7 protein-coding genes are annotated in these 8,680 nt (G+C 72.3%); 3 read left to right on the top strand and 4 right to left on the bottom strand.

From position 1 onward, the window contains the following. A partial coding sequence (locus tag DQW06_RS18385; RefSeq protein ID WP_117198986.1) for a glycosyltransferase occupies positions 1 to 1,236 on the top strand: 1,236 nt, incomplete at its 5' end. Between the two features lie 131 nt (positions 1,237 to 1,367). Further along, complete coding sequence (locus DQW06_RS18380; protein ID WP_013156194.1) at positions 1,368 to 2,339, top strand: anti-sigma factor RsbA family regulatory protein; 972 nt, start codon at positions 1,368 to 1,370, stop codon at positions 2,337 to 2,339. Here the strand turns inward: DQW06_RS18380 and DQW06_RS18375 are convergent. Together DQW06_RS18375 and DQW06_RS18370 are read right to left on the bottom strand one after the other, a co-directional pair. Next, positions 2,329 to 2,676, bottom strand: coding sequence for an STAS domain-containing protein (locus DQW06_RS18375; protein ID WP_013156193.1), 348 nt, complete (start codon positions 2,674 to 2,676; stop codon positions 2,329 to 2,331). The genes DQW06_RS18380 and DQW06_RS18375 overlap by 11 nt on opposite strands. A 96-nt stretch (positions 2,677 to 2,772) precedes the next feature. Next, complete coding sequence (locus DQW06_RS18370) at positions 2,773 to 3,534, bottom strand: GAF and ANTAR domain-containing protein (protein WP_013156192.1); 762 nt, start codon at positions 3,532 to 3,534, stop codon at positions 2,773 to 2,775. Between the two features lie 113 nt (positions 3,535 to 3,647). Here DQW06_RS18370 and DQW06_RS18365 point away from each other — a divergent pair, with 113 nt between their 5' ends. After that, positions 3,648 to 4,817, top strand: a complete 1,170-nt coding sequence (locus DQW06_RS18365) for a GAF domain-containing protein (protein WP_117198985.1) — start codon at positions 3,648 to 3,650, stop codon at positions 4,815 to 4,817. Positions 4,818 to 4,984: 167 nt separating this feature from the next. Here DQW06_RS18365 and DQW06_RS18360 read toward each other — a convergent pair whose 3' ends face one another. Together DQW06_RS18360 and DQW06_RS18355 are read right to left on the bottom strand one after the other, a co-directional pair. Then, positions 4,985 to 5,623 (bottom strand): two-component system response regulator, encoded by a 639-nt coding sequence (locus tag DQW06_RS18360; protein WP_013156190.1) that lies wholly within the window; start codon positions 5,621 to 5,623, stop codon positions 4,985 to 4,987. Positions 5,624 to 5,629: 6 nt separating this feature from the next. Next, the coding region (locus tag DQW06_RS18355) for a HAMP domain-containing protein (protein ID WP_117198984.1) at positions 5,630 to 8,680 on the bottom strand (3,051 nt) is incomplete at its 5' end.

Genomic DNA, 8,680 nt, shown 5'->3' with positions numbered 1-8,680 from the left:
GCCCACAGGGGCGAGCCCGCCTGCCCCGCCAGCCTGCACGTGTGCGCCCTGTCCCGGCAGCTGGCCAAGCGGGGCCACCGGGTGACGGTCTACGCCCGCCGCAGTGACCCCGACCAGCCCGACGGCCGCACCCGCATGGCGCGCGGCGTCTCCGTCGCCTACCTGGACGCCGGCCCGGCCCGGCCGCTGTCCCCCGAGGAGCACGCCGAGCACACCGGCGCCTTCGGCAGCGCCCTGGCCTCCGTCCTGGACGAGGACCGCCCCGACGTCCTGCACGCGATCGGCTGGACCAGCGGCCTGGCCGCCCTGCACGCGCAGGCGCACAGCGAGAGCGACCAGACCGGCACGCCCCTCGTGCAGACCTTCCACTCCCTCAACGCCAGCGAGCAGCGCTCCGGCCTCGGCCACCACCCCGAGCGCGCCCGCATGGAGACCATCCTCGCCTCGCGCGCCGACCGCGTGCTGGTCAACTCCACCGACCAGCAGGTCGAGCTGGCCCGCCTGGGCGTCCCCCGCCACCACGTCAACGTCGTGCCCTTCGGTGTGGACCCCGACCACTTCAGCGTGGAGGGCAGCGCCTCCGCCGAGCACTGGCACTCCCGGCGCGAGGAGCGCGCCCGCCTGGTCTCGGTCACCTCCCTGACCGAGGCCGGCGGCGCCGACCGGCTCGTGGAGGCCATGACCCGCCTCCCCGAGGCGGAGCTGCTGCTCGTCTCCACCGCCGAGGACCTGGACGTGGCCCTGGACGAGAACGCCCGCCGGATCGAGCTCCTGGCCAAGGAGGCCGGGGTGAACGACCGCGTCCACCTGGCCGGGCCCGTGGAGCGCAAGGAGCTGCCGCGCCTGCTGCGCTCCGCGGACGTGTACGTGTCCGCCGCCTCCTACGACCCCTACGGCGGGGCCGTGCTGGAGGCCATGGCGTGCGGCCTGCCCGTGGTGGCCACCGCCACCGGCGCCACCCCGGGGGCCGTCCTGCACCGCACCAGCGGCGTGCTGATGCGCTTCGGCCGCCCCGACGAGGTCGTGCGCTCCGTGCGCGCGGTCCTCAACACCCCGACCATGAGCACCGCGTACGGCATCGCCGCCGTGGACCGGGCCCGCTCCCGGTTCACCTGGCAGCGGATCGCCGTCGAGACGGAGCTCGCCTACGAGCGCTCCCGCCCGCAGCAGACGGAACAGGACCGCGCCGACGAGGACGAGACGGACGGTCTGCTACTGTCCGGGACCGCGCACTGAGCCGTGCCCGCCCTCACAGCGTGCCCGGCCCACCGGCCCCCCGGGGTTTCCTCCGAGGGGCCGCAGCGGGTACACAGACAGTGGCGCCCGGCGGCCGGACGGTCGGCCCCGGGCGCGGACACCACGTACCGATGACCTTCGAACACCAGGGACTGCTCTTCCGCCGCGAGCAGCGGTTCCACGAGGTGGCCCGGCAGCGGTTGCGCTCAGCCGTACGCGAAAACGCCCACACGGTGCTCGCGGTCTCCGGCGAACGCGCGGCAGCGCTCACCGGGGCGCTGTCGGCCTCCGAGCGCGAGCGCGTGCACGTCCTGGAGCGGAACCGGTTCTACGACGCCCCGGGGCGCACCCTGGCCGCCCTGCACCGCCTGGCGCTGGTCCACGCCCCCGTGCCGGTGGTCGTGGTGGCCGAGCCGCCGCTGCCGGTCTCGGGGATGGAGCTGCGCGAGTGGCACCGGCTGGAGTCGGTGCTGTCCACGGCGCTGGCCCCGCAGCGGCTGAGCCTGCTGTGCGTCCACGACGACCGCGACCTGACCACGCGGACGCGGTCCGCGGTCGTGGCCACCCACCCGGTGCTGGTGGAGTCCGACGGGCCCCGCCCCAACCCCGCCTACCTGGGCACGGCCGCGTTCGGCACCCGGCCGGTCGCCCCGGAGCCGCTGCCGGTCAGCGGACCCGCGCACCGGCTGGAGATCGGGCTGTCCCTGCCGCGGCTGCGCGCCGACCTGGCGGCGCTCGGCGAGTCCATGGGGTTCCCGCCCGAGCGGATCGACAGCCTGGTGGTAGCGGTCAACGAGCTGGCCGCCAACGTGCTGGAGCACGGGGCGGGCAAGGGCACCGTGCAGGTCTGGCGCGCCCCCGGGCGGTGGGTGTGCGACGTGTTCGACGAGCGCGGCGGGCTCTTCGACCCGCTCACCGGCTACCGCCCGGCCGACAGCATGCGCCCGCGCGGGTACGGGCTGTGGATCACCCGGCAGACCTGCGACTTCCTGGAGATCAGCGGCAGCGGCGAGGGCTCCCTGGTACGGCTGCACTTCGTGGACGGGGCCGGGGAGTCCGGGACCGTCCGGGAACCAGGGACGCGGGCCCCGCTCAGCCCCTGAGGGAGTCCGCCGCGGCTCCGGTGCTGCCCGCGATCGGGATGACCTGGTCGATCCCGGCTATCACGAACAGGCGGTTGACCTGCGGCTGGGGCTCGGCGACCATCAGGCCCACGCCCAGGTCGCGCGCCTGCCGGTAGGCGGCGACGAGCACGCCGATGCAGCGCGAGTCGCAGAAGGACACCTTGGCGAGGTCGACCACCACCCCCCGGGGAGGCTCGGCGGCCAGGAGGCCGTCGAGGACGTCGGCCAGCGCGGGAGAGGTCACCGCGTCCATCTCCCCCGCGGGGGTGACGACGACGACGTCATCCTCGCGACGGATCGAGATGTCTGACGTCACGGTCACTTCTCCTTCTTGTTCCGGGAGGGCCCCGAGCCCTCATCATGGCGCTTTTCGATCACGCTCGGGACTCATCGCCCGGTGTTGCCCGCCCGTTCACCTTCGGTCGGGGCGCATCCGGGGCTGGGGACCGGTGTTCTCCGCCACGAGGTCGCGGGCCACGTCCACCACCCGTTTGCGGTTGCGCTGGGCGACCTCGCGCAGCGCGGCGAAGGCGGTGTCGGCGTCGCAGCCGCGGGCGTGCATGATGATGCCCTTGGCCTGGTCGATCACCGTACGCGCGGACATGGCCCGGCGCATGTGGGCGGTCTCCCTGGCCACGTCGGCCTGGCGTCCGGCACTGTACAGCGACACGGCGGCGTGCTCGGCGAGCAGGGCGGTCAGCGGGGCGACGACCTCCTCGTCGAAGGCGTCGGCCCGGCCGGAGTGCACGCCGAAGGTGATCACCCGGTCGTCGCCCTCGCCGGGCAGCAGACTGGGCAGGGTGATGGAGGAGCGGTCCCCGCACTGGACCGCCATGCTGGTGTAGCGGGGCCAGCGGTGGGGTTCGCGCAGGATGTCGCCCACCCGCACCCGGCCCATCTCGCGGACGGCCTCGACGGTGGGCCCCTGGTCGGTGGTGTACTGGTGCTCGAAGGCCGCGGACAGGTCCGCGTGGGAGGCTCCGTAGTCGGTGACCACGTGCCGCACGGAGCCGTCGGCCCCCTCGACCTCGCGCCAGACCACGACGAGCGCGGCCGAGCAGCCGGGGACGCCCAGGGCCGCGGCCCTGCTCATCTGGTCCAGGGCCCGTTCCAGGGTGGTGCCATCCGCCTGTCCCAGCGCGCCGATATCCCGGGCCAGGCGTTCGATCCACACAGTCGGGGCCTCCTTGCCGTTTCCGGGCTCGGACTAACCGTAACCTTGGAAGACCGCGGCAGCGGACATCCGCCCGCTTCGGGAAGACGCCATCCACGACGGGAGACCTGAGCGTGTCGGAGAACCTCGCCGGGTTGCAGCGTGAGATCACCGCACTGGGTGAACGCATCGCGGCCCTGCGCAACACGCACACCATGTATCCCGACGACGCCCAGGGCACCGCCGAGGCGGCCCTGGCCGAACTGGAGTACGCCGAACGCCTGCTGGGCGACGCGGGGGCCGAACTGGCCCGGGCCCACGCCCAGCCCGAGCCGCGCCGCCAGGGCGACGACGGCGACCGGGCCCTGCTCCGCGCGATGTTCCAGGAGCTGAGCGTCCCCACCGTGCTGCTGGACCACGAGGGCTACATCCGGCGCATCAACAACTCCGGGGCCGCGCGGCTGGGCAGCGCGCCGGGCTACCTCACCGGCAAGCCCTTCGCCCACTTCGTCGACCTGCGCAAGCGCGCGGCCATGCAGTCCTGGCTGGCCGCGGTGCTGCGCGGCGACGGCGACGCCGCGCTGGAGTCCCGGCTGGCCCAGCGCGGCTGGGCCGAGGACGTGCACCTGACCCTGACGCGCCTGGAGCTGCCCACCGAGCCCAACCCGCTGGTGCTGGTGGCGATGTCGCCGCCGATGAACGGCGCCGAGGAGGAGGGCCCCGCCCCGCTGGAGACGGAGGTGGAGGACCAGGTGGTGGTGCTGGCCGCGCGCAGGCTGGACGTGCTGACCCGGATGACGCGGCTGCTGCTGCGCTCGGCCGGCCCGGGCGGTGCGGGCGAACCGCTCGCGCTCGCGGACGCGGCCGACCTGCTGGCCGACTCCTACGCCGACTGGGTGGTCGTGGACGTGTGCGACCTGCCCACCTCCTCCGTGGCGCCCCGCCGCGCCGTGGTCGCGGGGCCGGCCGACGCGCTCCCGCCGCAGAGGGAGGCGGTGGCCTCGGCGGCGCCCGGCGACTCCGCCATCCCGGGCGAGGTGCTGGAGCGGGGCCAGTCCCTGCTGTTCCCGCTGATCGAGGACGAGGCCGTGCTGGGCCACGCCCCGTCCGGAGCGCCCCTGCTGTCGATGCTGGGCGCGGGGTCGCTGTTGTCGGTCCCCCTGCGGGGCAGCCGGGGCGTGCGCGGCGCGCTCACCCTGATCCGCCGCAGCAACCGGGGCAGCTTCCGCCTGGCCGACCTGGGCCTGATCGAGGAGATCGGCGAGCACATCGGCCTGGCCCTGCCGCCCCGGCCCTCCGCCTGAGGGGCGTTTCTTGGGGGCTCCGCTCCTCCCACCCGTCGCCCGCCACCACCCTCAAGCGAGGCCTGCGGCGCAGCCCTCCCGCGGAAACCCGCCTCCGCCACCTCCAGAGCCCCGCGGGCGCCCGGGCCAGCCCCCGAAGGGGAATCCTCCCAGGATGAGGGCCCTCGTCATTCGGGGCCGTGGAGTGTGTCCACCAGGGTGGACAGGCGCGAGACCGCGCTGTCCACCCGGCGCACGCCGTCCACGAGGCTCTGGTCCACGTCCTGGTAGTTGGTCACGATGTGCTCGCGCAGCTGGGCGAGGTCGGTCTGGACCTGACGGGAGCGCTGCGCCAGCTGCTCGGCCAGGACCTTTCCGGGCTCGCCGGTCTCCTGGCCCAGGCCGCGCTGGAGGGCGCGGGCCTGTTCGCGCATCTGCGCCTTGAGCTGGTGCAGCTCCACGAACACCTCGACCTTGGAGCGCAGCACCCAGGGGTCGAACGGCTTGAGCAGGAAGTCCACCGCGCGCGAGGCGTAGCCGCGGAAGACCTGGTGCCGGTCGACCTCCTGGGCGGTCAGGAAGATGATCGGCACGTCCTTGGTCTTCTCGCGCTGCTTGATGTGCGCGGCGGTCTCGAAGCCGTCCATCCCCGGCATGACCACGTCGAGCAGGATGACCGCGAAGTCGGTGCCCAGAAGGTGCTTGAGCGCCTCCTCACCGGAGTTGGCCCTGACCAGGTTCTGGTCGAGTGAGGTGAGTGCGGCCTCCAGCGCGATCAGGTTCTCGTCGCGGTCGTCGACGAGAAGGATGTTGGCCTTCTGGGTCACGTCGGGTTACTCCAGGTCTTCGCTCGGGGTGCTGGTGCCAGTCTCCCCGTTCGGATCATTGTCATGCCCGGCGCCGGCCTCCTCCGGCCCGGACGTCGCGCGGCTGTGCCCGTCCGGGACCGCGCCGCCCCCGCCGTCGGCCGCCGCTCCGGCGATGGTCTCCTCGCGTCCCGCGGTGAGCCAGCGCCGCATGACGTCCAGCAGGTGGTCCAGGTCGACCGGCTTGGTCACGTAGTCCGTGGCTCCCGCCGCGAGGCTGCGCTCGCGGTCCCCCTGCATCGCCTTGGCGGTGAGCGAGATGATCGGCAGACCGGCGAACTGCGGCATCTCCCGGATCCGCTGGGTGGTCTGGTTGCCGTCCAGCTCGGGCATCATCACGTCCATCAGGACGAGCGCGATGTCCTCGTTGGCCTCCAGCTTGGCGATTCCGGCGTGTCCGTTGTCAGCGTAGAGGACCTCCAGGCCCTGCGCCTCCAGAGCGCTGGTGAGCGCGAAGACGTTGCGGACGTCGTCGTCGACGATGAGGACCCGCTGGCCGCTCAGCACGGCCCGCCGCTCGGGGTCGGTGCGCGGCTCGGACTCGGCCGGCTGCTCGGGCGCCTCGCCCTCGGCGGCCGCCGCGTGGGTCTCGGGCGCCTTGAGCACCGGGACCGTGGGCAGCGGCTCGTCGCTGATGTCGGTGAGGGCTGCCAGTGCCGCGTCGAAGTCCTCGTCCGGCATGGAGAAGCCGTCGTCCAGCGGGGAGGAGCCGAAGCCGCCGGTGTCCGCGCCCCGGCCCGAATCGAGCATCGGCGCCGAGTCCATGCCGCTCAGGCCGCGGATCGGGGACCCGGCCTCCTCGGCCCGCTCCCCCGCGTCGTCGGGCAGGCGCACCGGGAGCAGCAGCGTGAAGGTGGAGCCCTGGTTGGGCACGCTCTGCACGCGGATCTCGCCGCCCAGCAGCCGGGCGAAGTTGCGGCTGATGGATAGGCCGAGGCCGGTTCCGCCGAAGCGCCGCGAGGTGCCGCCGTCGCCCTGGTGGAAGGCCTCGAAGATGACCTGGAGCTTGTCCTCGGCGATCCCGATGCCGGTGTCGGCCACGGTGAACGCGATGACCTCCTCGTTCTCGACGAACATCTCCAGGTCGGCGTCCTCCAGCGCCCACGCGGGCTCGATGAGCAGCCGCACCTCCCCCTGCGGGGTGAACTTGACGGCGTTGGAGAGCAGGTTGCGCAGTATCTGCTGGAGCCGCTGCTCGTCGGTCCACAGCGTGCCGGGGATGTCCGGCGACACGTCCACGGCGAAGGCGAGCCCCTGGTCCCCGGTGACCGGGCGGAAGGTGGCCTCGACGTAGTCGACCAGCTGGGCGATGGAGACCTCGCTGGGCTGCACCTCGGCGCGCCCGGCCTCCACCTTGGACAGGTCGAGGATCTCGTCGATGAGCAGCAGCAGGTCGCTGCCCGCCTTGTGGATGGTCTGGGCGAACTCGACCTGCTTGGCGGACAGGTTCTGCTCGGCGTTGTCGGCGAGCAGGCGGGCCAGGATCAGCAGGCTGTTGAGCGGCGTGCGCAGCTCGTGGGACATGTTCGCCAGGAACTCGGACTTGTACTTGGAGGAGACCTGGAGCTGGTGGGCGCGCTCCTCCAGGGCGTTGCGGGAGCGCTGGATCTGCTGGTTCTGGAGCTCGATCGCCCGGTTCTGGTTGGCGAGCTGGGTGGCCTTCTGGCGGAGCTCGGCGTTCTTGCCGCGCAGCTCCTCCTGTTGGCGCTGGAGCTCGTTGGAGCGTTCCCTGAGCTGGCTGGTGAGCTGCTGGGACTGTTCGAGCAGGTCCTCGGTGCGGTTGTTGGCCAGGATGGTGTTGATGGTGGTGCCGAGCAGGCTCACCAGCTGGCGCAGGAAGTTCTTGTGGCTCTCGCGGAAGTCGTCGTAGGAGGCGAACTCGATGGCGCCCAGCGAGCGCCCCTCGGAGACGATCGGCAGGATGTACAGGTTGCGCGGGGAGGCCTCGCCCAGGCCCGACCGGACCTTGACGTAGTCCGGCGGGATGTTGGAGATCTGCTGTTCCACCTGCTGGGCGAGGGCCTCGCCGACCAGGCCGATGCCCGCGCGGACGCGGCGGCGGTCCTCGTCGGGGTCGAAGCCGAAGCCCGCGTAGAACAGGAAGTTCTCCTGGTCGTCCTGGTCCTCGGGCAGGTAGCAGGCGCCGTGCTGGGCGCCGATGAGCGGCGTCACCTCGGTCATGATGAGGCGGGCCAGCTCCTTGAGGTCGCGGTGGCCCTGGATGTGGCCGGAGATACGGGCCACGTTGGACTTGAGCCAGTCGGCGTCGCGCTGGGTGGCGGTGGTCTCGCGCAGGTTGGACACCATCAGGTTGATGTTGTGCTTGAGCTGCTCCATCTCACCGCGGGCGTCGACCTGGATGTTGCGGGTCAGGTCGCCCTTGGCGACGGCGTTGGCGACCTCGGCGATCGCCCGCACCTGCGTGGTCAGGTTGCCCGCCAGGCCGTTCACGCTGTCGGTGAGCTGCTTCCAGGTGCCGGTCACGCCCTCGACCTTGGCCTGGCCGCCCAGCTGGCCCTGGCTGCCCACCTCGTGGGCCACGCGGGTGACCTCGGTGGCGAACGCCGACAGCTGGTCGACCATGGTGTTGACCGTCGTCTTGAGCTCCAGGATCTCCCCCTGGGCGTTGACGTCGATCTTCTTGTTGAGGTCGCCCGCCGCCACGGCCGTGGTCACCTCGGAGATGTTGCGCACCTGCGTGGTGAGGTTGTGCGACATCGAGTTGACGTTCTCGGTGAGGTCGTTCCAGATGCCGGAGACGCCCTTGACGTCGGCTCGGCCGCCCAGTTTGCCCTCGGTGCCGACCTCGCGGGCCACCCGGGTGACCTCGTCGGCGAACGCGGAGAGCTGGTCCACCATGACGTTGATGGTGTCCTTCAGCTCCAGGATCTCGCCCTTGGCGTTGACCGTGACCTTCTTGGTCAGGTCGCCCGCGGCCACCGCGCGCGTGACCATGGAGATCTGGCGCACCTGGTAGGTCAGGTTGTTGGCCATGGAGTTGACGTTGTCGGTCAGGTC

Source organism: Nocardiopsis sp. TNDT3 (genome assembly GCF_003427465.1).
Taxonomy (GTDB): domain Bacteria; phylum Actinomycetota; class Actinomycetes; order Streptosporangiales; family Streptosporangiaceae; genus Nocardiopsis; species Nocardiopsis dassonvillei.
Note: the sequence above shows the minus strand (reverse complement) of the source record. Positions and strands in the feature narration are given on the sequence as shown.

Excerpts from the sequence above, each read along its gene's own strand:
- DQW06_RS18380 (WP_013156194.1), top strand. The coding sequence starts at position 1,368 with ATGACCTTCGAACACCAGGGACTGCTCTTCCGCCGCGAGCAGCGGTTC.